Annotated in this window: 19 protein-coding genes; 6 read left to right on the top strand and 13 right to left on the bottom strand. The window is 71.0% G+C overall.

Features of this window, described 5'->3' with window-relative positions; all coding sequences use genetic code 11:
- Positions 1 to 84 precede the first annotated feature (84 nt).
- Positions 85 to 1359 carry an IPT/TIG domain-containing protein gene (locus RCR19_RS10245; protein WP_331264865.1) on the bottom strand — a complete coding sequence of 425 codons (1275 nt, stop codon included), beginning with the start codon at positions 1357 to 1359 and terminating at the stop codon, positions 85 to 87.
- A gap of 146 nt (positions 1360 to 1505) precedes the next feature.
- Complete coding sequence (locus RCR19_RS10250) at positions 1506 to 2252, bottom strand: IPT/TIG domain-containing protein (protein WP_331264866.1); 747 nt, start codon at positions 2250 to 2252, stop codon at positions 1506 to 1508.
- Between the two features lie 1336 nt (positions 2253 to 3588).
- On the opposite strand from RCR19_RS10250, the gene RCR19_RS10255 reads away from it, so the two are divergent.
- Entirely contained in the window at positions 3589 to 4821 is a 1233-nt protein-coding gene (locus tag RCR19_RS10255; RefSeq protein WP_331264867.1) for a hypothetical protein, read from the top strand.
- 117 nt (positions 4822 to 4938) lie between these two features.
- Here the strand turns inward: RCR19_RS10255 and hflX are convergent, their stop codons facing one another.
- From hflX to miaA, 6 genes are all read right to left on the bottom strand, one after another.
- Complete coding sequence (gene hflX / locus RCR19_RS10260; RefSeq protein WP_331264868.1) at positions 4939 to 6429, bottom strand: GTPase HflX; 1491 nt, start codon at positions 6427 to 6429, stop codon at positions 4939 to 4941.
- 179 nt (positions 6430 to 6608) lie between these two features.
- Positions 6609 to 8102 (bottom strand): M1 family metallopeptidase, encoded by a 1494-nt coding sequence (locus tag RCR19_RS10265; RefSeq protein WP_331264869.1) that lies wholly within the window; start codon positions 8100 to 8102, stop codon positions 6609 to 6611.
- A gap of 108 nt (positions 8103 to 8210) precedes the next feature.
- Positions 8211 to 10394, bottom strand: coding sequence for an HD domain-containing protein (locus tag RCR19_RS10270; RefSeq protein ID WP_331264870.1), 2184 nt, complete (start codon positions 10392 to 10394; stop codon positions 8211 to 8213).
- Positions 10395 to 10825: 431 nt separating this feature from the next.
- Positions 10826 to 11719, bottom strand: a complete 894-nt coding sequence (gene dapF, locus RCR19_RS10275) for a diaminopimelate epimerase (protein ID WP_331264871.1) — start codon at positions 11717 to 11719, stop codon at positions 10826 to 10828.
- Between the two features lie 90 nt (positions 11720 to 11809).
- Positions 11810 to 12298: a hypothetical protein gene (locus tag RCR19_RS10280; RefSeq protein WP_331269400.1), complete on the bottom strand. Its 489-nt coding sequence runs from the start codon at positions 12296 to 12298 to the stop codon at positions 11810 to 11812.
- 108 nt (positions 12299 to 12406) lie between these two features.
- Positions 12407 to 13345, bottom strand: coding sequence for a tRNA (adenosine(37)-N6)-dimethylallyltransferase MiaA (miaA, locus tag RCR19_RS10285; RefSeq protein ID WP_331264872.1), 939 nt, complete (start codon positions 13343 to 13345; stop codon positions 12407 to 12409).
- A gap of 243 nt (positions 13346 to 13588) precedes the next feature.
- Here miaA and RCR19_RS10290 point away from each other — a divergent pair, with 243 nt between their 5' ends.
- Complete coding sequence (locus RCR19_RS10290; RefSeq protein WP_331264873.1) at positions 13589 to 13786, top strand: gliding motility protein; 198 nt, start codon at positions 13589 to 13591, stop codon at positions 13784 to 13786.
- A gap of 25 nt (positions 13787 to 13811) precedes the next feature.
- Complete coding sequence (locus RCR19_RS10295) at positions 13812 to 14060, top strand: antitoxin (RefSeq protein WP_059132078.1); 249 nt, start codon at positions 13812 to 13814, stop codon at positions 14058 to 14060.
- Between the two features lie 99 nt (positions 14061 to 14159).
- On the opposite strand, the gene RCR19_RS10300 is transcribed toward RCR19_RS10295, so the two are convergent.
- Positions 14160 to 14870: a class III extradiol dioxygenase subunit B-like domain-containing protein gene (locus tag RCR19_RS10300; protein WP_331264874.1), complete on the bottom strand. Its 711-nt coding sequence runs from the start codon at positions 14868 to 14870 to the stop codon at positions 14160 to 14162.
- A gap of 133 nt (positions 14871 to 15003) precedes the next feature.
- Complete coding sequence (miaB, locus tag RCR19_RS10305; RefSeq protein WP_331264875.1) at positions 15004 to 16527, bottom strand: tRNA (N6-isopentenyl adenosine(37)-C2)-methylthiotransferase MiaB; 1524 nt, start codon at positions 16525 to 16527, stop codon at positions 15004 to 15006.
- Between the two features lie 207 nt (positions 16528 to 16734).
- Here miaB and RCR19_RS10310 point away from each other — a divergent pair, with 207 nt between their 5' ends.
- Complete coding sequence (locus tag RCR19_RS10310; RefSeq protein ID WP_331264876.1) at positions 16735 to 17643, top strand: LysR family transcriptional regulator; 909 nt, start codon at positions 16735 to 16737, stop codon at positions 17641 to 17643.
- 78 nt (positions 17644 to 17721) lie between these two features.
- Positions 17722 to 17952 (top strand): hypothetical protein, encoded by a 231-nt coding sequence (locus tag RCR19_RS10315; RefSeq protein ID WP_331264877.1) that lies wholly within the window; start codon positions 17722 to 17724, stop codon positions 17950 to 17952.
- 193 nt (positions 17953 to 18145) lie between these two features.
- On the opposite strand, the gene RCR19_RS10320 is transcribed toward RCR19_RS10315, so the two are convergent.
- Positions 18146 to 18550, bottom strand: coding sequence for a MazG nucleotide pyrophosphohydrolase domain-containing protein (locus RCR19_RS10320; protein WP_331264878.1), 405 nt, complete (start codon positions 18548 to 18550; stop codon positions 18146 to 18148).
- Between the two features lie 94 nt (positions 18551 to 18644).
- Here RCR19_RS10320 and RCR19_RS10325 point away from each other — a divergent pair, with 94 nt between their 5' ends.
- Positions 18645 to 19643: a TAXI family TRAP transporter solute-binding subunit gene (locus RCR19_RS10325; RefSeq protein ID WP_331264879.1), complete on the top strand. Its 999-nt coding sequence runs from the start codon at positions 18645 to 18647 to the stop codon at positions 19641 to 19643.
- Here the strand turns inward: RCR19_RS10325 and RCR19_RS10330 are convergent.
- Both RCR19_RS10330 and RCR19_RS10335 read right to left on the bottom strand, forming a co-directional pair.
- A complete protein-coding gene (locus tag RCR19_RS10330) occupies positions 19622 to 21070 on the bottom strand; it encodes a HAMP domain-containing sensor histidine kinase (RefSeq protein WP_331264880.1) in 1449 nt (482 codons plus the stop codon). The genes RCR19_RS10325 and RCR19_RS10330 overlap by 22 nt on opposite strands.
- A 9-nt stretch (positions 21071 to 21079) precedes the next feature.
- Positions 21080 to 21766 (bottom strand): response regulator transcription factor, encoded by a 687-nt coding sequence (locus RCR19_RS10335; protein ID WP_331264881.1) that lies wholly within the window; start codon positions 21764 to 21766, stop codon positions 21080 to 21082.
- Positions 21767 to 21955: the final 189 nt, after the last annotated feature.

Genomic DNA, 21955 nt, shown 5'->3' on the forward strand with positions numbered 1-21955 from the left:
GTCCGTCCGGCAGCGGCGGGGGCGCCGAGGTCACACGAGTGGCGGCCCGTACCGCCGCCGGCCGCATCGTTGTCCGACGGGGCGTCAAATACCCGGGCCTGCAACCCGGGTGTAGGTCAGTCCGTTGCTGACGCCGGCGGTCGTGACGACCGTGACCGTCGCGGGCCCTGCGGACCCCGCCGGTGCGACGGCCGTGACCTCGGTGGGGGACAGCACGGTGAACGACGCCGCAGCGCCGTCGAACCGGACGTCGGTGGTGGTCGTCAGGCTCGTTCCGGTCAGCGTGACGGTGTTTCCCGCGTAGGTGGGCCCCAGGGTGGGGGTCACGGCACTCAGCGTGGGGGTGTCGAAATAGTCGTAGTTGAGCGGGTTGCCGGTGCCGCCCGGCGTGGTCACCGTGACCGCCGCGGCACCGGCCGCATGGGCGGGAGTCACCGCGGTCAGCACAGTGGAGGAGCCGACCGTGAACGACGCCGCCGCGATCCCGTCGAAATTCACGGCCGTGGCACCCGACAGGCCGGTGCCCGTGATCGTCACCACGGTCCCTCCCGCCGTGTTTCCGGACGTCGGCGTCACGGAGATCAGCGACGGCACCGCGGCATAGTAGAAGTACATGCTGGGGTTCTCGGGGTTGCTGGTGCCGCCGGGGGTGGTCACCGTGACGGCCGCGGATCCGGCGGTATGGGCCGGGGTCACCGCGGAGATCTCGGTGGCGGAGACGACGGTGAACGACAGCGCCGCGATCCCGTCGAAACGCACGGCCGTCGCACCCGACAGGTTCGCTCCCGTCAGGGTCACCACGGTTCCCCCCGAGGCCGGGCCCTGAGCGGGCGTCAGGCCGGTGACCGAGGGCTCCAGGACGTAGGAGAAGGTAAGGGAGTTGCTGGTGCCGCCCACGGTGGTCACCGTGACCGCCGCGGATCCGGCCGCATGCGCGGGGGCGACCGCGGAGATCTGGGTGGCGGAGACGACGGTGAACGACAGCGCCGCGATCCCGTCGAAACGCACGGCCGTCGCGCTCGACAGGTTCGCTCCCGTAAGCGTCACCACGATGCCTCCCGAGACCGGACCCCGATCGGGCGACAGGCTCGACAGCGAGGGGGCGGCGACATAGGTGTAGGTGACGGCCTGGGCACTGGTGCCCTCGCTGGTGGTGACGGTGACGTTGACCACCCCGGCACCGGACGGGACCACCGCGACGATCCTCGTGCTGCCGAAGACCGTGAACGAGATGGCGGAGTTGCCGCCGAACCTGACGGCGGTCGCACCGCTGAAGCCGGTACCGGTCAGGGTGACGGTGTTCCCACCGGACATCGGCCCCTGGTTGGGGCTGATCGAGGAGACGACGGGGGCAGCCATGAGTGCACTCCTTCACGCGTCACTGTGGGGTCGGATCCGTGAACAGATCCGCTCGGGCACGGACGATGGACGTGAGAGCCCGTCCGAGCGGCGTGGGACCGCCGCTCGGACGGGTGTCGAACGTCTGCCGGTGCGGAGCCGGCGGACTAGATGCCGGGACCGGCGACGTACGTGAAGCCGCCGGCCGCGGTTGCGGATCCGGCCGGGTTGGTGACCACGACGTCAGCGGCACCGGCCGTGCCGGGCGGGGTGACCACCGAGAGCGTGGTGGAGTTGACGACGGAGAACGGCCCGGCGACGCCGTCGAAGGTGACCGACTCCGTGCTGGTGAAGTTGGTACCCACGATGGTCAGCGCCGTGCCACCCGAGGTCGGCCCCGTGGTCGGGGTGATCGTGGTGATCGTGGGGTCGTCGATGTAGGTGTAGGACAGACCGTTGTTGGTACCGCCCGCGGTCGTCACGCTCACCGACACCGGCCCCGCCGCCGCCCCGGCCGGCACCGCCACCGTGATGGCAGTGTCGGAGACCACGGTCGGGGTGGCCGTGTTCCCGCCGAAGGACACGCTTGTCGCGGTCGACAGCCCCGTGCCGTTGATGGTGATCGTGTTGCCGCCGGCCAGCGGTCCCGCGCTCTCGCTCAGGGAGGACTTGAACGGGGCGCCGACATAGAAGAACGGCACCGGGTTGCTGGTCCCGCCCGGGGTCGTGACGGTCACGCCGACCGATCCGGTGCCGGACGGGGAGACCGCGGTGACCTGGGTCGGCGAGACGTTGGTGACGGCCGTGGCCGGCTTCGAGCCGAACGTCACCGCGCTGGTGTTGGAGAGGTTGGTACCCGTGATGGTCACCAGCGTGCCGCCGCCGGTGGAACCCTGGTTCGGAGAGATAGGCATGGGGACACTCCTTCTTCCTGCTGCGCTGGGATGGTGTGGGCAACCGGCGGAGCGGTCCTGGACCGGCGCCGATGGCGGGAGTCGTCAGCCTCTGCCGGGCTCTCCGGGGCGGAGCGCAACACGGCGCGGGGGCTGCCGGGCGCAGGGCGAACAAGGGGACAGTCACCCCGGCACCTACGGCTTTGTGCGCAACAGCCCGTTCCCTGCCTGTGGGCATGGAGAAAACCGGCAAGCGCTGCCTGTCTGAACGTTCCCCCGGCACGGGGATGGGCAGCCCGCCGGTTTCACATTTCCAGTGACGCACGCATCCGATCGAGTGACAAGAGCTCGTCGACCTCATCACTCGAATGGAGCAATTCGATCCCGTCTCGCCCGACTTGTGGAATGAAAAGCAAGTCCCTTTGCAAATAGGTGAATTGAGGCCGCTCCATTCGGTCGCCACGGCACCGAGCATCTCGGCCTCACCCGCCGGCATGAGCGCGCCGTTTCCGCTGGCTTCGACACGCGAACCTCGGTCCGCCCTGCCGCAGCCGTCGAGGACGGATCGTGCACTCTCTCACGGTCGACGACGGCACGTGCATCACATGGAACGTCCCCTCACCGGGCAGCAGGACTTTGCCGGAAATCCCCCGATCGCTTCTGAATCACCGTGCCGATTCCTCCGATTCACCAGGTCGGTATTCAGTTCATGGACATGGGCGACGTGACCCGACGAGGGCGGTTCAACCGCGTCAAAAACAAGGGAAACGAATCTGCTCACCTGTTCGAGTGATGCGCCCGGGAACTTCTTGCTGACGCTCAGTCAGAAGAGATTGGATGGGAACATCCAACCGGTGGGCCGCCCATCCTCTCCGGGGGACGTGGTGGTCGGCCGGTGTTGCCCATCCTGGGTAGTGCACGGGTGCCGGATTGCCGCGATGGGCACCCCCGTTGGGGAAATTGGATCCGATCAGCCGGTGCCGCCCAGGTACCGGCTGATGCGGTGGCCCGCGTGTGTCCACACGCGAACGACCCCGCCCACCGGGCGGCCCCGACTCACCCGCGCGCATTTCCCGCGTCGGCGCAGGCGCCCGCCGTCGGGCTTCGTCGCATCCCACCGCGTCGGCGCGGATGGTCCCTCCGCCGGACTGAACGACGTCTCCTCGCAAGGGAATCCGGAAGATCCACGGGCGAGCGGCTTGTAGCCGAACCGTTGCCGATCCGTGGGAAGCCCCCCACAGCACACGCATAGTGTGTGGTGCTGTTCAGTGGAAGCACACGCCCGTCGAAGACGTCCCGCCCCCACGGCGGGCTGCCGTCCTCTTCACACAGGTTCATTCCAGGGGGAGTTCAGACCATGCGATCCATACGCCCGCTCTTCTCAGGACGCCGAGGAGGGAGCGCGCGCCGCACGGTCGTCCCCTCGCTGGCAGCGGTCGGCCTCGCCACGGCACTGGCGCTGACCGCGACGGCTTGCGACTCGGGCGGGGACAGCACGGCGGACGCCAAGGCGAGCGCGTCCGCGACCGCGTCCTCCGCGAGCGACGGCAAGATCAAGATCCCGGACGACATCAAGCAGAGGCTGCGGGAACACGGGATCGACATCGACAAGTGGAAGAACGGCGCCTGGAAGAACTGGGACAAGGACGACTGGCTGCGCGAGGCCGACGACTACATCAACCCGATCATCAAGGGACTGTGGAACCCGGACCGGATGCGTGAGGCCGACGACCCCGACAGGGGCGTCGACGACAACGACCTCTCGGGCGACCAGGGGGTCACGGACCCGGTCCCGGCCCCGGTGAGGGCACAGGCGGTGCCGCCCGCGTATCACGACAGCGCCCCCACGGCGGGCAAGGTGTTCTTCGACTCCCCCGAGGGCACGATGGTCTGCTCTGCGACCGTCGTCCAGGATCCGGCCCACCCGGGCAAGTCGAACCTCGTGTGGACCGCGGGCCACTGCGTGCACGCCGGCAGGAAGGGCGGCTGGTACCGCAACATCGCGTTCGTGCCCGCGTACAACAACTCCGGGAAGACGGAGGCCGAGCTCGGCAACGCTAAGCGGGAGGAGATCGCCCCCTACGGGGTCTGGTGGGGTGACTGGGCTCAGACCTCGGAGCAGTGGATCGAGCAGGGCGGCCAGACCGGTGGTCAGGGAGCGTCGTACGACTACGCCGTGATCCATGTGACCCCCGAGCAGGGCAGCGGAGGCAAGTCGCTGGAGGAGACGGTCGGTTCGGCCCTTCCCGTCGACTTCAACGCACCGGCCGTCCCGAAGGTGGACAGCATCACCGCGACCGGGTACCCGGCGGCGGCACCGTACGACGGCCAGAAGCTCTACCGGTGCCAGGACAAGCCCGGCCGGCTCTCGATCGAGAAGACGGACCCCACGATGTACCGCATCGGCTGCACCATGACCGGCGGTGCGTCCGGCGGCGGCTGGGTGGAGAACGGCCCTGACGGCAACCCGGTGCTGGTGTCGAACACCTCGATCGGTCCGGTGACCTCCGGCTGGCTGGCCGGGCCCCGGCTCGGCAACGTGGCCAAGGGGGTCTACGAGTCGGTCAGCAATAAGTTCGCGAGCCAGTGAAGGTCCGCCCCTGACGGCTCCGGACGGCAGGCGGTCCGCGGACACCCGAAGGCCCGCCCCCTTGTGCAGGGGGCGGGCCTTCTCCATGTGAGGGACGGCTCTTCGGCCGGCTGTGGGTCAGAACGCGGGAGCCGGAGCGTACGGCGCGAGCTCGGCCGCCAGCTCCTCGTGCACCCGTGCCTTGAGCAGCGTGCCCTCCGGGGTGTGCTCCTCGGAGATCACATCGCCCTCGGAGTGGGCGCGTGCCACCAGACGACCGTGCGTGTAGGGCACGAGCGCCTCGATCTCGACCGACGGCCTCGGCAGCTCGTTGTCGAGCAGGGCGAGCAGCTCCTGGATGCCCTTGCCGGTGCGGGCCGAGACGGCGAGCGCGCGCTTCTCCGTCCGCAGCAGCCGCTGGAGGACCAGCGGATCGGCGGCGTCCGCCTTGTTGATCACCACGATCTCGGGCACATCGGTGGCACCGACGTCCCTGATCACCTCGCGTACGGCGGCCAGCTGCTCCTCGGGCACCGGGTGCGAGCCGTCCACCACGTGCAGGATCAGGTCGGAGTCGCCGACCTCCTCCATGGTGGAGCGGAACGCCTCGACCAGGTGGTGGGGCAGATGCCGCACGAAACCGACGGTGTCGACCAGGGTGTACAGCCGCCCGCTCGGGGTCTCGGCCCGGCGCACGGTGGGATCGAGGGTCGCGAACAGCGCGTTCTCGACCAGGACGCCCGCGCCGGTGAGCCGGTTGAGCAGGGAGGACTTGCCTGCGTTGGTGTAGCCCGCGATGGCGACCGACGGCACCTTGTGGCGCCTGCGCTCCTGGCGCTTGATCTCACGGCCGGTCTTCATCTCCGCGATCTCCCGGCGCATCTTCGCCATCTTCTCGCGGATCCGCCGCCGATCGGTCTCGATCTTGGTTTCACCGGGACCACGGGTCGCCAGGCCGCCGCTGCCGCCGCCCATCTGCCGGGACAGCGACTGACCCCAGCCTCGGAGCCTCGGCAGCATGTACTGCATCTGCGCGAGTGCGACCTGCGCCTTGCCCTCCCGGGACTTGGCGTGCTGGGCGAAGATGTCCAGGATCAGGGCCGTGCGGTCGATGACCTTGACCTTGACGACGTCCTCGAGATGGATCAGCTGGCCGGGGCTGAGCTCACCGTCGCAGATGACGGTGTCCGCGCCCGTTTCGATGACGATGTCCCGCAGCTCCAGGGCCTTGCCGGAACCGATGTAGGTGGCGGCGTCGGGCTTGTCGCGGCGCTGGATCACGCCGTCGAGCACAACGGCTCCCGCGGTCTCGGCGAGGGCGGCCAGCTCGGCGAGCGAGTTCTCCGCGTCCTGCACGGTCCCCGAGGTCCACACCCCGACGAGTACGACGCGCTCCAGGCGAAGCTGCCGGTACTCGACCTCGGTGACGTCCTCGAGCTCGGTGGAGAGTCCGGCGACACGGCGTAGCGCCGCGCGCTCGGAGCGGTCGAACTGGTCGCCGTCCCGCTCTCCGTCGATCTCGTGGCTCCAGGCGACGTCCTCTTCCATCAGGGCATCGGCCCGAAGACCCTCGGGATAGGTGTGCGCAATGCGCTTGGTGTCCTGAGAAGAGGAAGAAGAGGAGGTCATTGGGTCCTTACGTCGTTGGGACAGCGTTCGCGGTGATGTGTGCGCCAATCTCGGCCACACCTCACGGCACCAGGGACAACGCTCGAGCGGTCCGGGACATTCCCGGCCGCCCGCCGCCCCGAGGGCCGCGCCGCCGACCCGACGATGGTCGCACGGCGCGGCTCGCCGCGTCACCCGACTTATCGCGTGGCCTTGGGGGCTCGCACGGCGTCGAGCTTCCAGTCCGGGTGCCCCGGCATCGGCGGGGTCTTCTCGCCGTGCAGCCAGCCCTCGAAGAACGAGGTCAGATCACGTCCGGCGACGACGGACGCCAGGTGCTCGAAATCCGCCGTGTCGGCCGTGCCGTCCCTGTGCACGGCCACCCAGGCCCGCTCCAGGCGCTCGAAGGCGCGGTTCCCGATCTTCTGGCGCAGCGCGTACAGGACCAGCGCGGAGCCGTCGTAGACGTTGGGCCGGAAGAGGCTGATCTTCTGACCGGGCTTCGCCGGCCTGGGGTCGGCGGGCGGTCCACCGGTCGCCCGCCACTGGTCGGAGCGGGCGTACGCCGCCTTCATACGGGTCTCCAGGGGCCGGTGCCCGGTCTCGTCCGCGTACAGGGCCTCGTACCAGGTGGCATGCCCCTCGTTCAGCCACAGATCGGACCAGCCGCGCGGGCTGACGCTGTCGCCGAACCACTGGTGGGACAGTTCATGCACCATGATCGATTCGACGTACCAGGCGGGATAGGCGGGCTCGGTGAACACCCCCTTCTCGAAGAGGGAGAGTGTCTGCGTCTCCAGCTCGAAGCCGGTCCGCGCCTGGGCGATCAGCAGCCCGTACGTCTCGAAGGGGAAGCGGCCGACCTTCTTCTCCATCCATGCGATCTGGTCGGAGGTCTTCTTCAGCCACGGTTCGAGGACCGCCGCGTCCTCGGCGGGTACGACGTCGCGCAGGGGCAGTCCGTGCGGTCCCCGGCGGTGCAGGACGGTGCTGCGGCCGATGGAGACCTGGGCGAGCTCGGTCGCCATCGGGTGCCGCGTGCGGTAGTTCCAGGTAGTGGCCCCGCCGGTCCGCTCGACCCCCCGGACCACACCGTTCGCCACGGCCGTGTAGGTGTCCGGCGCGGTCACGTGGAAGGTGAACATCGCCTTGTCGGAGGGGTGATCGTTGCACGGGAAGACCAGATGGGCGGCGTCTGCCTGGTTGGCCATCACGAGTCCGTCCTCGGTCTGTACCCAGCCTCCGTCCTCGCCCTTCGTGGACACGGGGTCGCTGGTGTGCCGCACGGTGATCCGCAGTGTGCCGCCCCTGGGCAGCGGTACGGCCGGTGTGATCACCAGGTCCTCTCCCGCGCTGGTGAAGGACGCGGGCAGGCCGTTGACGTCGACGGACTGGACCGTGCCGTGCGCGAAGTCGAGGTTGACGCTCTCCAGTCGCTGGGTGGCCCGCGCCTTGATCCTGGTCACGGCGGTGAGGGGCTTGTTGTTGCTGCCGGGATAGGTGAAGGACAGGTCGTACGACTTCACGTCGTAGCCCGGGTTGCCGAGCGTCGGGAAGAGGGGGTCGCCGATGCCCAGTGGTGTCGCGGGCGAGGGCGCGCTCGCGGCGATCAGGCAGCCGGAGACGGCGCAGGCGAGAAGGGCGGCTGTGGTACGGCGGGAACGGGGGATCGCGGAACGGAGGCTGTGCGGCATGGACCACCGCTACCAGCGCATGCCCGCCGCGCGGTGACGACGCGCACCGGTCACACTCGAACGGGTTCAGCGTCGATGTTCCACCCTCAACTCACTTGTCATACAAGGTTACTGGGCGGCCGCGGGGTGCTGCGCCCGGCCGACGTCATAGACACCGGCGACGTTCCGCATCGCCCGCATTAGGGCCGGCAGGTGGGAGGCGTCCGGAAGCTGGAGCGTGTACGTGTGGCGCACCCGCTGTTGGCTCGGGGGCTCGACGGTCGCCGAGACGATCCCGACGCCTTGCAGGGCGATCGCCTCGGTGAGGTCCGCGAGGAGGTGGGGGCGGACGAAGGACTCGGCGACGAGCGTGACCCGGCACTCGGCCGTCTCGCCCCAGTGCACGCCGACCTCCGCACGGCCCGCGCCCTTCATGCGCGCGACTCCGGCGCATTCGACACGATGGACGGTCACCACACCGCCGCGCACGGCGAAGCCGGTGACCTCGTCGGGAGGCACGGGCGTACAACAGCCCGCCAGGCGTACGGAGGCTCCTGGCAGATCGACGACGGCGTTGGCCTCCGATGCGCCGGAGGCCTCCGGGGTGGGGTGGGCGGGGAGCGCGGGCGGGCGGGAGGCGGGCCCGAGGGTTGCGCCGCCGTCCGCCGACGTCTCGGCGCGGTACCGCACATCGCCCGGGTCGAGCCCGTCCTCGGACGGGCCCTCCGGCCCCGGACGGGCCGCCAGCCGGCGCTGGATGGCGATGCGCGCGGACGGGGTGCGGGCGTGCTCCAGCCACTCCCGGGACGGCTCCGAGGCCGGGTCCTGCCCCATGAGGAGTTGCACGGTGTCGCCGTCCTTGAGCACCGTGCTCAGGGTCGCCAGACGGCCGTTGACGCGGGCCCCGATGCAGGCGTGGGCGTCCTCGCCGTACTGCGCGTACGCGGCGTCCACGCAGCTGGAGCCCTCCGGCAGCCCCAGCGCGCCCCCGTCCGGCCGGAACACGGTGATCTCCCGGTCCTGGGCGAGGTCCTCGCGCAGCGTCGACCAGAAGGTGTCGGTGTCCGGGGCCGCCTCCTGCCACACCAGAAGCCGGGACAGCCAGCCGGGGCGGGTGGGGTCGGCCCGCTCGCCGTCGGCCGGGTCGTCGGAGGCGGGGGCGTAGGGATTGCCGAGCGCGACCACACCCGCCTCTGCCACCTTGTGCATCTGGTGCGTACGGATGAGGACTTCGGCGACCTCGCCGTCCTCGCGCGCGATCGCGGTGTGCAGTGACTGGTACAGGTTGAACTTGGGAACCGCGATGAAGTCCTTGAACTCCGAGACCACCGGAGTCATACAGGTGTGCAGTTCGCCGAGGACCCCGTAGCAGTCGGCGTCCTCGTTCACAAGGACGAGCAGGCGCCCGAAGTCCGCGCCACGCAGTCGGCCGCGCTTGCGCGAGATGCGATGGACCGAGACGAAGTGCCGTGGTCTGATCAGGACTTCGGCCGGGATCCCCGCCTCGCGCAGGACGGCCCGCGCCTGCTCCGCCATCTCGGCGAGCGGGTCGTCGCCGTGCGCGGCGTTCTCGACGATCAGTTCCCTGGTGTGCTCGTACTCCTCGGGGTGCAGCACCGCGAAGACGAGGTCCTCGAGTTCGGTCTTGAGTGCCTGGACACCGAGGCGTTCGGCGAGCGGGATGAGCACGTCCCGGGTGACCTTGGCGATGCGTTCCTGCTTCTCGCGGCGCATCACGCCGAGGGTGCGCATGTTGTGCAGCCGGTCGGCGAGTTTGATCGACATCACCCGGACGTCGCTCCCGGTGGCCACGAGCATCTTGCGGAAGGTCTCGGGCTCGGCGGCCGCCCCGTAGTCGACCTTCTCCAGTTTGGTGACGCCGTCGACGAGATAGCGCACCTCCTCGCCGAACTCCTCGCGCACCTGATCGAGGGTGACGTCCGTGTCCTCGACGGTGTCGTGCAGCAGTGAGGCGGTCAACGTGGTCGTCTCGGCACCCAGTTCGGCGAGGATCAGGGTCACGGCGAGGGGGTGCGTGATGTACGGCTCGCCGCTCTTGCGCATCTGCCCACGGTGCGAGGTCTCCGCCAACAGATAGGCACGGCGCAGCAGTTCGAGGTCCGCGTCGGGGTAATGGGCACGGTGCGCCTCGGCGACGTGGCCGATGGCGTCGGGCAGCCGGTCGCGGGTGGCCGGGCCCAGCAGGGCCGCCCGTCCCAGACGGCGCAGATCGATCCGGGGGCGGCTCTTCCTGCGGTGCGTCCCCGGTGTCGCGGGGGCGGGCGTGGCAGGGTTCGTGGCCTCCGCACTCATTGGGCACCTCCGGCTGCGTCGACCGGCGGACGGGTGCCCCATGGCGTACGCGGCGCAGGGGATGGTGACGATCCCCCGTCCGGGCCGGTGCTTGATGCTACCGAGCCCATCACGCGCGCCCGACCGGCTCTCGTCGAGCGTGAAACGGATCACCCATTCGAGCGAAGGTTCCGCACGTTTACGGTTTTTCGCCAAGGGCAACGGGGTGGACCGTCGATTCTCTCGTCCCCCAGGCCCCAGAACTTCGGATCACAGTGTCCCGGTCCCTCCGGACTGCGATACGGAGTCGTCCGATCAACCGAACGGCCGCGCATTCCGGCCAGTTGGCGCCATGGCGTGTCTTCGCTCGTGTGCCACACCGTGCTTCACAGCGCCGCCCGTTCACCCCCTGGGGTCGCGTCGGCCGGCAGAAGCCCGCCGGCCCTCACGCGTCAGCGGGTCACGGCGGCGAGCCATGCGGTGTCGATCTCGCCCTCGGCGACGATCACCGCGGGCCCGGTCATCTCGATCCGGCCGTCCGGGTGCTCGGTGATCACCAAGGTGCCTCCCGGGACGTCCACGGTGTAGGTCGCCGGGACACCGGTGACGGCCGGGTCGGCACCGTCACGGCGGGCGGTGGCCACGGCGACCGCGCACGCACCCGTGCCGCACGAGCGGGTCTCGCCGGAACCGCGCTCGTGGACCCGCATCGCGACGTGCCGGGGTGCCCGGTCGACCACGAATTCCACGTTCACCCCGTCCGGGTAGGCCGACGCCGGGCGGAACGGGGGCGCGTCGTACAGGTGGCCGGCGTCCGCGAGGTCGTCGACGAAGGCGACCGCGTGGGGGTTGCCCATGTTCACGTTGCGGGCCGGCCAGGTGCGCTCGCCGACGCTCACCTCGACGTCTCCCTCGGGCAGGACCGCCCTCCCCATGCCGACGGTGACGTCCCCCTCGGCCGAGTCGCCGCCGGTCCCGCTCTTCGCGATGTGCACGGTCTTCACGCCCCCGCGGGTCGCGACGGCGAGGTCCCCCTCGGCCACGTACCCCGCACGCTGGAGGTAGCGCGCGAAGACGCGCACGCCGTTGCCGCACATCTCCGCGACCGAGCCGTCCGCGTTGCGGTAGTCCATGAACCACTCCGCCTCGGCCGCCATCGCACGGGCCTCGGGGTGCGCCGCGGATCGCACGACGTGCAGCAGACCGTCGCCACCGATGCCCGCGCGGCGGTCGCACAGGGCGGCGACTGCGGCCGGGGGCAGCTCGACGGCGTTCTCGGGGTCGGGGACGATCACGAAGTCGTTCTCCGTGCCGTGACCCTTGAGGAAGGCGATCCGCGTGCTCATTCCTCGATCGTACGGGTTGCCCCGACACGCCGCGGCGGGCGGTCCCGGCCGGCCGACCGCGACGACCGGCCCGCTCTGCGGACAGCGGCGTCAGCGCAGTCTGGCGACGCGCCACACGGCCAGCACCACGACCGCGGCGACGACCACCGCGTAGACGAGGGCCACCCGCCAGTCGGCGCTCCGCCGTGAGCCGCTCGGTGACAGACCGGGCCAGGCGTATCCGACGCGGCGCGCGGCCATCATGCCCCAGCCGGCCGCGCACGAGCAGATCAGCAGGCCGAGCATGGCGACCACGGCACCGCCGTCGCCGAACTCGAAGGCCAGGGGGAAGGCGAACATCAGGGAGCCGAGCGCGGCCAGCCCCACGATGGGGGCGAGCTGCCAGATCCGCAGCCGGCGCTGCGGCCGCAGTTCGACCTCCACCTCGGCACCCGCGGCCAGCTCGTCCGCGCCCGGTCCGTCGGCGGTCACACCGCCCGGCGGCTCCTGATCGGGACCGTCGGAACTGAGCCCCTGCTCTCCGTCCTCGGCACTGTCGTACTCCGCGCCTTGCGCGGTGTCGCGAGGGCCGGCCTCCATCGCCACGCGCCCTCCCAACTCGGACTCCACTTGGTCGATCGAAGCTCGATGATGGCATGCCGCCGGAGGCCCGTATGACGGCCCGAGCGTCCCGATGCCATCACGTGATCAGGCTGTAACCGGTCGTTCGACCAACGCCAGCGCGAGGTGCGGAAGTTCCGTACGGTCCGTGGCGGCACCACTGAGCCAGTGCACACGCGGGTCCCGGCGGAACCAGGAATCCTGACGGCGCGCGAAGCGCTTGGTCGCGCGCACGGTCTCGGCGCGCGCCTCTTCCAGCGTGCACTCCCCGGCGAGCGCAGCGAGCACCTGCTGGTATCCGAGCGCGCGCGACGCCGTACGCCCCTCGCGCAGCCCCTGCTGCTCCAGGGCGCGCACCTCGTCGACGAGTCCCGCCTCCCACATCCGGTCGACCCGGAGCGCGATGCGCTCGTCGAGCTCGGGGCGCGCCACGTCGACCCCGATCTGGACCGTGTCGTAGAACGAGTCGTGACCCGGGAGGTTGGCGGTGAAGGGCCGCCCGGTGATCTCGATGACCTCGAGGGCCCTGACGATCCGGCGGCCGTTGCTCGGCAGGATCGCGTGCGCGGCCTCCGGGTCGGCGGCCGCCAGGCGCGCGTGCAGCGCCCCCGGACCACGCACCGTGAGTTCCTCCTCGAGACGGGCGCGCACCTCGGGGTCGGTCCCCGGGAACTCCAGATTGTCGACCGCACCGCGCACATACAGTCCGGATCCGCCCACGAGGACGGGCCAGCGGCCCTCGGCCAGCAGCGCGTCGATCCGGTCCCGGGCCAGGCGCTGGTACTCGGCCACGGACGCGGTCACCGTCACGTCCCAGATGTCCAGCAGATGGTGAGGCACACCGCCGCGCTCCTCGGGCGTCAGCTTGGCGGTGCCGATGTCCATCCCCCGGTAGAGCTGCATGGAGTCGGCGTTGACGACCTCGCCGCCGAGACGCTGCGCCAGGAACACGCCCAGATCGGACTTTCCGGCCGCGGTCGGTCCGACGACGGCGATGACCCGCGGTGCGGGGGGTGTACTACTCACCGCAACAGTCTCCCAAACCTGCGCACCCCGCCTCGAACGAGTTACGTGACGCCCCTGAGGCGGCTTCGTTGCCCGAAGCGAGGTCCGGCCGCCGGTTCGAGGGCAAAAGACCCGGGCGACGCAATCGGACGCCCCGAGCTGCACGGGATTTCGCCCGCACGGGTAATGTATGGAGTTGATATGGGCGTTTTTGGACGGCTTTTCCGGAGGCCGAGGACGACGGAGGAGGACCGGTCCGCCGCGGTGGAGGCCACACGGCCGACGGCTCCGGCCGGGGCGGAGGCGCCCGACGAGGGCCGGGACGCGACCGCGTCCGCAGCCGGGTCGCAGGGCGCGGTGGAGGTGTCCGCCCGGGCCGCCGACCAGGCCGTCGGGATCCCGAAGCAGCAGTCCGCCGAGAAGGCCGTCGACAGCGAGGCCGACGAGGGCGCCCGCAGATAACTGCCCCCGCAAGGGAAGGTGGATCATGCGTCTCGTGGACAATCTGAAAGCCAAGGTCTCGGAGTTCGCGCAGCAGCACGAGGGCAAGGTCGATCGCGGCCTCGAAAAGGCCGCAAAGGTGATCGACGAGAGGACCAAGGGCAAGTACAGCGACAAGATCCACACCGGTACGGACAAGGCGAAGGACGCGATGGAGCGCATCGCGCACCGGGAGACCGGCCCCGCGGGTGGCGACGGGACGCCACCGGACGCACCGCCGCCCACGGCCTCCTGAGCACGCCCCGGACACCGGGGGCGCCCCGGCGGACGGCCGCGGGGTGAACCGCCTCACGGCCGTCCCCCCCGTCGGGAGTGCGGCCGGTCGGGGCTCGCGCTACGACCAGGCCGCCACGAAGTAGCCCACTCCGTACGGCGCGTCGTCGTAGAGCAGCGCGCCGGAGAGTCCCGCACCCGCGGCCGCACCCGCGAGGATCTGCCACGGGGCGCGGCCGCACGCCTTCAGCTCCCGCGCCGGCTCCACGTCCAGCGCCTGCAGGGACGCCACGTCCGCACCCCCGAGGGCGCGTGCGACCTGTGCGTCGAAACCCGCCGCGCGCTCGTCGAGGTAGCCCGGCGCCTTGAGCGAGCGGCACGCGCTGCCGTCGCCCATGACCAGCAGGGCCGCCCGCCCGTCCCGTGCGGCGAGCTCGGCTCCCACCTCGGCGCACCGCGCCGGGGGAAGTGTTTCCGCGACGCTCGTCCCTTCGACGGGTGCGGCCGCCCAGCCCGTGCGCCGCAGCAGCCAGGCCGCGACGGCGAGCGAGGTCGGAAGCCCCGGCCGGGACGCCGCCGGGGCCGTCGTGCCCGCGCCCAGCCGTACGTCGATGTCGACGCCGAACCCGCCGAACGAGCCCGGGGCGCCCTCCGGGTAGGTCCCGGTGTCGCCGGGGCCGACGACCACCAGCCGGTCGGGACGGGCCGCCGCAAGCACGCCCAGTGCGTCCACGCACGCGGCGCGGGCGCCGTCCAGTTCGGGCGCGGCACCCGCGGCGACCTCGGGCACGAGCAGCGGCGGACACGGGCACACGGCGGCGGCGACAAGCATGATCCGCAGCGTAACCCCGCCGGAGCGGGACGTGTCACTCCCCCGCATGCACCGCGGAACGTTGACACGCCCGCTCGCGCCGGGCGCGGCGGCGGGGGTCGGAGGACCCCCACGCACGCCGGCGACGGGCGGGTCAGTCGCAGCCGCAGCCGGCGGCCACGGGCAGGGGCTGCGGAACGCCGATCTGCGGCAGCCCGAGCATCACACCGGTCGGCTTGGCGGCCTCCACGGCGTTCCGCCTCGCCCACGCGTCGCCCGCGGGCGTACGGCGCACTCCCAGGACCGAGCCCTCGGCGAGCAGGTGGTGCGGGGCGGCGTACGTGATCTCCACCGTCACCACGTCACCGGGGCGGACCTCCTCGTCCGGCTTGGTGAAATGGACCAGGCGGTTGTCGGGGGCGCGCCCGGACAGGCGGTGCGTCGCGCCGTCCTTGCGGCCCTCGCCCTCGGCGACCATCAGCTCGAGGGTGCGGCCGACCTGCTTCTTGTTCTCGTCCCAGGAGATCTCCTCCTGGAGGGCCACGAGCCGCTCGTAGCGCGCCTGGACGACCTCCTTGGGGATCTGGTCGTCCATGGTGGCGGCGGGCGTGCCGGGCCGCTTGGAGTACTGGAAGGTGAAGGCCTGCGCGAACCGCGCCTCGCGCACCACGTGCAGCGTCTGCTCGAAGTCCTCCTCGGTCTCGCCGGGGAAGCCCACGATGATGTCGGTGGTGATCGCGGCGTGCGGGATGGCGTCCCGCACCTTCTCGATGATCCCCAGGTAGCGCTCCTGCCGGTACGAGCGGCGCATCGCCCTCAGGACCGTGTCCGACCCGGACTGCAGCGGCATGTGCAGTTGGGGCATCACGTTCGGCGTCTCGGCCATGGCCGCGATGACGTCGTCGGTGAAGTCGCGCGGGTGCGGCGAGGTGAACCGGACCCGCTCCAGGCCCTCGATCCGCCCGCAGGCGCGCAGCAGCTTGCTGAAGGCCTCGCGGTCACCGATGTCGGAGCCGTACGCGTTCACGTTCTGCCCGAGCAGCGTGATCTCGGAGACGCCTTCGGCGACCAGGGCCTCGACCTCCGCGAGGATGTCGCCGGGCCTGCGGTCCTTCTCCTTGCCGCGCAGGGCCGGGACGATGCAGAAGGTGCAGGTGTTGTTGCAGCCGACGGAGATCGACACCCATGCCGCGTACGCGCTCTCCCGGCGCGTGGGCAGCGTCGAGGGGAAGGCCTCCAGCGACTCGGCGATCTCGACCTGCGCCTCCTCCTGCACACGGGCGCGTTCGAGCAGGACGGGCAGCTTGCCGATGTTGTGCGTACCGAAGACGACGTCCACCCAGGGCGCCTTCTTCACGATGGTGTCCCGGTCCTTCTGCGCGAGGCAGCCGCCGACGGCGATCTGCATGCCGGGCCGCTGGGCCTTGCGCGGCGCGAGGCGGCCGAGGTTGCCGTAGAGGCGGTTGTCGGCGTTCTCGCGGACGGCACACGTGTTGAAGACGACGACGTCCGCGTCGCCGTCCGACCCCTCCGGCGCGCGCACATAGCCGGCCTCTTCGAGCAGCCCGGACAATCGCTCGGAATCGTGGACGTTCATCTGGCACCCGTAGGTTCGGATCTCGTACGTCATAGTGCTGGGAACGTCCACTGCCGGGCTCCGGTCGCTGCTGCTGGTCATGGCTCAAGAGTAGGTGGTTGCCGAAGTCGGCCCACCCCGGTCGGCGGCGCTCCCCCGCCCGGCCTGCTGACTCTGCACCGGCGCGGGTGCCGCCGGGCGCCGATGTCCGAGCCGAGGGCCACCGATCATCACACGCAGGCGATCTCCCTCGGTGCTCCCATCAGGGACGCAGATGCCCGGCCGGTGGGGTCCGGCCATAATCGGCCCATGGAGCTGCGACAGTTGGAGTACTTCGTCGCCGTCGCGGAGGAGTTGAGCTTCACGCGCGCGGCGGCGCGGCTGCACGTGGTCCAGTCGGCCGTCTCGGCGGCGATCCGCTCACTGGAGAGGGAGCTCGGTCCGACCCTGTTCGAACGGTCCTCCCAGCGCGTCACCCTCACCTCCGCGGGCGCCGCCCTGCTCCCCGAGGCCCGGAACACCCTGGACGCCGCACAGGCCGCACGCGAGGCGGCGCAGCTGAGCGAAGGACGGCTGCAGGGCACTTTGCACATCGGGACGTTCACCTCGCTCGTCCGTCCCGACCTCCCCGGGCTCCTGGGACGCTTCCACCGGTTGCACCCTGCGGTGACACTGAGGCTCGCGGTGTCCCCCCGTGGATCGGCGGGACTCGTGGAGCGGCTGCTCGCGGGCAGCCTGGACCTGGCCTTCGTCTCGCTGCCCGGCGATCCCCCGGCCGGACTGCGCGTGCGTGAGATCTACGCCGCGCCGATGGCGCTCCTCGTTCCGGCCGAACACCCGCTGGCCCGGTCGGACGAGCCGCGCGAGCTGACGGAACTGGTCGAGGAGCCGTTCGTCGACACCCCGCCCGGATACGGCAACCGCGAGGTGACGGATCGCGCCTTCGCCCGCGCCGGGCTGCATCGGCAGGTGGTGCTGGAGGCGACCGACGTCGGCACCGTCGCCTCCTATGTGCGGGCCGGACTGGGCGTCGCCTTCCTGCACGACAGCACGTCCGGAGTGGACAGCAGGGGGCTGGCCGTCCTGCCGCTGGCGGACCCCGCTCTGCGGTGGACGCTTTCGGTCGCGGTCTCCGCGACCCGTCGCGCGAGCGCGCCGCTGCGGGCGTTGCTGGAGGTGCTCGAGACATCCGTGCCGACGGATCCGCCTCGGTCGTAGGTCGTGCGCGCCACGCGGCGAACACCACGTGGCAGAACTCACAACACTTCAAACATTCCGCAACTTTAAAGTACAGCCATGGATCTTCACGTCGCGACGAAGTGGGAGACTGCGGTCCTCGCGGGAGGGCCCGCCGACGGCCTGCACATGCAGGTCGCTGGGCGGCCCTCGGTGTTGCAGGTGACCTGTCCCTGCCGGGTCGAGGCCCCGGAGGACGGTGTCCGGGTGGAGGCGGTGTACGTCTACCGACGCCATCCCGGCGTGCACGGCGAACCGCTGGCCTACGGCTACGACTGCGCGAGCCCCTGACCGACGCGTCCCACCCGGCGGACGGTCGCTCGCTCGGCACCGGCCGCCTCCGCCGGCGCCTCGGCGGACGGGTTCTGGAAACCACCGCCACCGTGCTCCGCCTCCGACCCGGTCGTGCGGTAGGAGCCGTGACAGTCCTGGTGATCGTCGAAGGCGGGCCCGCGATCCGGAATCCGCCGAGCGGGTTCGCCTCCTACGACTCCGGGGTCCTCCAGCCCTGCTCGCGCAGGATCGCCGTGACGTCCGGAGCGCGGTAGTGGTCACCCTTGAGGACCTTGCCGTCGGCCCGGCGGGAGACAGTGCCGTTCGGGCCGATCTTGGTCATGTTGGCCCGGTGGATCTCGGCGATCACCGCGTCGAGGTCGATGCCGTGCACGAGAGCCGTGCCGTAGGCGACGTACACGAGGTCCGCCAGCTCGTGCGCCAGCCGGTCGAGGGGGCCGGTGACGGCCACCTCCGCGACCTCCGACGCCTCCTCGGCGAGCAGCTCCCCACGGTGCGCGGCCAGATCCGGGGAGACCTCTGTCGGCACAGTGCGTACGTCGAGGCCGAAGGCCAGGTGGAACTCACGGACGAGGGAGGCGGGGGAAGGGCGCATCCGGTGACCCTACCGGTCGCCCGCGCCCGAGCGCCTGCAAGGCCCCGGGCCCCCGCCCTGGTCAGAGGGCCCGCGGCCTGGCAGGATCGCGCGCATGTTCCAGGCACTCCCCCGGATCGGCCGACGCCGCGCGCTGCTGGGCTCGGCGGCCGCGCTCGCGGTCTGCGGGCTGCTGCTGTGGTGGCTGCTGCCGCTCGGCGAGGAGACCCCTGGCGGCACGGTCACCTTCAGTACCGGCACCCCGACCGGCGTCTACCAGAAGTACGGCATCCTGCTGCAGCAGGCGATCGCCAAGGACATGCCGAAACTGGACGTCCGGCTGCTGGACAGCGACGGGTCGCAGGAGAACGTGCGACGGGTGGCGACGGGAGAGGCCGACTTCACGATCGCGGCGGCCGACGCGGTGGAGTCCTACAAACTGGAGAAGAAGCCCGGGGCCGACCGGCTGCGCGGCTGCGCCCGGCTCTACGACGACTACGTCCACCTCGTGGTGCCGCGCTCGTCCCCCGTGCGGTCCGTGGCGGACCTGAAGGGCCGCAAGGTCGCCGTGGGGCCGACCGGTTCGGGCGTGCGGCTGATCGCGGAGAACGTGCTCAAGGCGGCCGGACTCGACCCGGAGAAGGACATCGCGCCCCTGTCCGACGGCATCGGGACCATGCCCCGGCTGTTGCAGCAACACAAGATCGACGCGTTCTTCTGGTCGGGCGGGCTCCCCACCGGCGCGGTCACCGGGCTCTCGCAGCGCGCCGCGATCCGGCTGGTGCCGATCGGCGGTGATCTGGTCGCGAAGCTGCACGCGCAAGGCGGGGCGTCGCGCTACTACCGGGCCGCCGTGATGCCCGCCGACGCCTACCCGGACTCCGAACAGGGGTCCTCCGTGCAGACCGTGGCCGTCGCCAACCTGCTGATGACCCGCCAGGACATGGACGCGGACCTGACCGAGAAGCTCACCCGCACGGTGATCGACAGCCGGGACCGGATCGGCGCGCGGGTACACGCAGCCCAGTTGGTCGACCTGCGCACGGCCATCTACACGGACCCCCTGGATCTGCACGAGGGCGCGCGCCGGTACTACCGGTCGATCAAGCCCTGACTACGGGCCGCGGGGCCCGTCGGCGTCCCCGTTCGTGGCACTTCGACCGTCACCTTCAGCCCGTGCGGCTGGTGATGCCCGTAGGAGATCGACCCGCCCCCCGCCTCCAGCAGCGCCCGGGAGATCGACAGGCCGAGGCCGGAACCCTTGATGTTCTGGTGGGCCGGGCTGCGCCAGAAGCGGTCGCCGACACGGGCGAGTTCCTCGTCCCCGAGTCCCGGGCCCCCGTCCGTGACCACGACCGTCGCGCTGTCGCCGCCGGCCGCGACCTCCACGTCGACGCGCTCTCCCTCGGGCGTGAACTTCACCGCGTTGTCGATGACGGCGTCCAGGGCGCTGGACAGAGTGACGGGATCAGCCCAGGCGGTGGTGGGCGGGCAGCTCCCGACGAGCCGCACCCCCTTGGCCTCCGCGGCCGGGCCCCAGGCCGCGACCCGCTCGGCGGCCAGCGCGCCGATGTCGGTGAGCCGGAGATCGGCCTCGGCGTGTTCGGCGAGCGCCAGGTCGAGGAGATCGTCCAGGACTTCCGCGAGCCGTTTGCCCTCGGTGCGGACCGAGGCGATCTCCTCGTTGCCCTCGGGCAGTTCGAGAGCGAGCAACTCGATGCGCAGCAACAGCGCGGACAGCGGGTTGCGCAGCTGGTGGGAGGCGTCGGCGACGAAGGCGCGCTGCTGCTCCAGGACCTCCTCGACGTTGTCCGCCATCTCGTTGAACGACCTGGCCAGACGCCTGAGTTCAGGCGGTCCGCCGGCCGCGGCAACCCGGGACTTCAGTCGACCGGTCGCGATGTCGTGGGTGGTCGCGTCCAGGACGCGCACAGGCCTGAGGACCCAGCCGGTCAGGCGCAGCGCCGCGCCCACGGCGAGCAGCATCGCGGCCACCTCGCCCGCGCCGACGAGGAGCCAGCCGTGCAGCGTCTTCGACCGCATCTGCCCGGTCGGCGAGTCGGTGACCACGACCGCGACGACGTCGCCGTCGCGGATGACCGGCGAGGCGACCACGAGCCGGGAGCGCTGCCAGGGCCACACCTGCTCCGGATCGTGGCTGCGGCGCCCGAGGAGCGCCTCGTTGAACGCGTTGCGTCCCTCACCCCGTTGCGGCAGGTACCAGTTCCCCGGCGCGTTGGCCATGGGTACGTCGTCGCGGTAGAAGACACCGGCCCGAATGCCGTACACGCTGTAGTACTTGGCGAGTTCCTTGCGCAGCGTCTCGCCGCGCTCGTCCTTGTCGTCCACCCGGGAGCCGGTCGGCCCCGGTCTGTCGGTGACGTACTGGGCGAGGCCCGCGAAGCGCGCGGTGTCGTCGATGCGGTCGACGACGACCCTTTGCTGCTGGGCGGCCGCGAGACTCACCGCGAGGGGCACGCCCAGTGCGAGCAGCACGGCAGCCATCAGGACGATGAGCAGCGGGAGCAGTCGTGCGCCCACCCGGCCCCGCTAGGCGGCCGGGGCGACGAGCCGGTACCCGACGCCGCGCACGGTCTCGATCAGCGCGGGCATGCGCAACTTGGAGCGCAAGGAGGCCACATGCACCTCGAGGGTGCGCCCGGTCCCCTCCCAGCTGGTCTGCCACACCTCGCTGATGATCTGCTCGCGGCGGAAGACCACACCCGGGCGCTGGGCGAGCAGGGCCAGCAGGTCGAACTCCTTGCGGGTCAGCTGTATCACCGCACCGTCCACGCTGACGCGGCGCGTGGGGAGTTCGATGTGCACGGAGCCGAGACGCAGCGCGGTCTCGGTGGCGCCCGTGTCGTCCAGCAGGGGGGTGCGCCGGCTGACGGCATGGATACGTGCGAGCAGTTCCCCGGTGTCGTACGGCTTGACCACGTAGTCGTCGGCGCCCAGGTTGAGGCCGTGGATCCGGGAGCGCACGTCCGAGCGTGCGGTCACCATGATCACCGGGGTGCCGGTGCGCTTGCGGATCTTCGCGCAGACCTCGTAGCCGTCCTGGTCCGGCAGCCCGAGGTCGAGCAGGACGACACCGAACCCGGCGCCCTCGGGCACCAGTGCCTGGAGCGCCTCCTCGCCGCTGCGGGCGTGTGTGACGTCGAATCCGTGCCGGGCCAGCACCGCGGACAGGGCGGCCGCGACGTGGTTGTCGTCCTCGACAAGAAGCAGTCTCATGCCCGGCCCCCTCCGGTTACTCGGCCCTACGGTCCCGCTCCCGGCACGTACGCGTACGTGCTCACGTCTTGTACCGGAAAGCGTCGATCACGCGAACGCGGCCACCCGCGCGCGTGCACCATGGCAGTCACTCCGATGAACAAGGACGGCGTCAAGAGGCTTCGGGTTGCGGAGGGCTTCCGTTATCCA

The sequence above is a fragment of the Streptomyces sp. WAC07094 genome, from assembly GCF_036320405.1.
Taxonomy (GTDB): Bacteria; Actinomycetota; Actinomycetes; order Streptomycetales; family Streptomycetaceae; genus Streptomyces; species Streptomyces lannensis.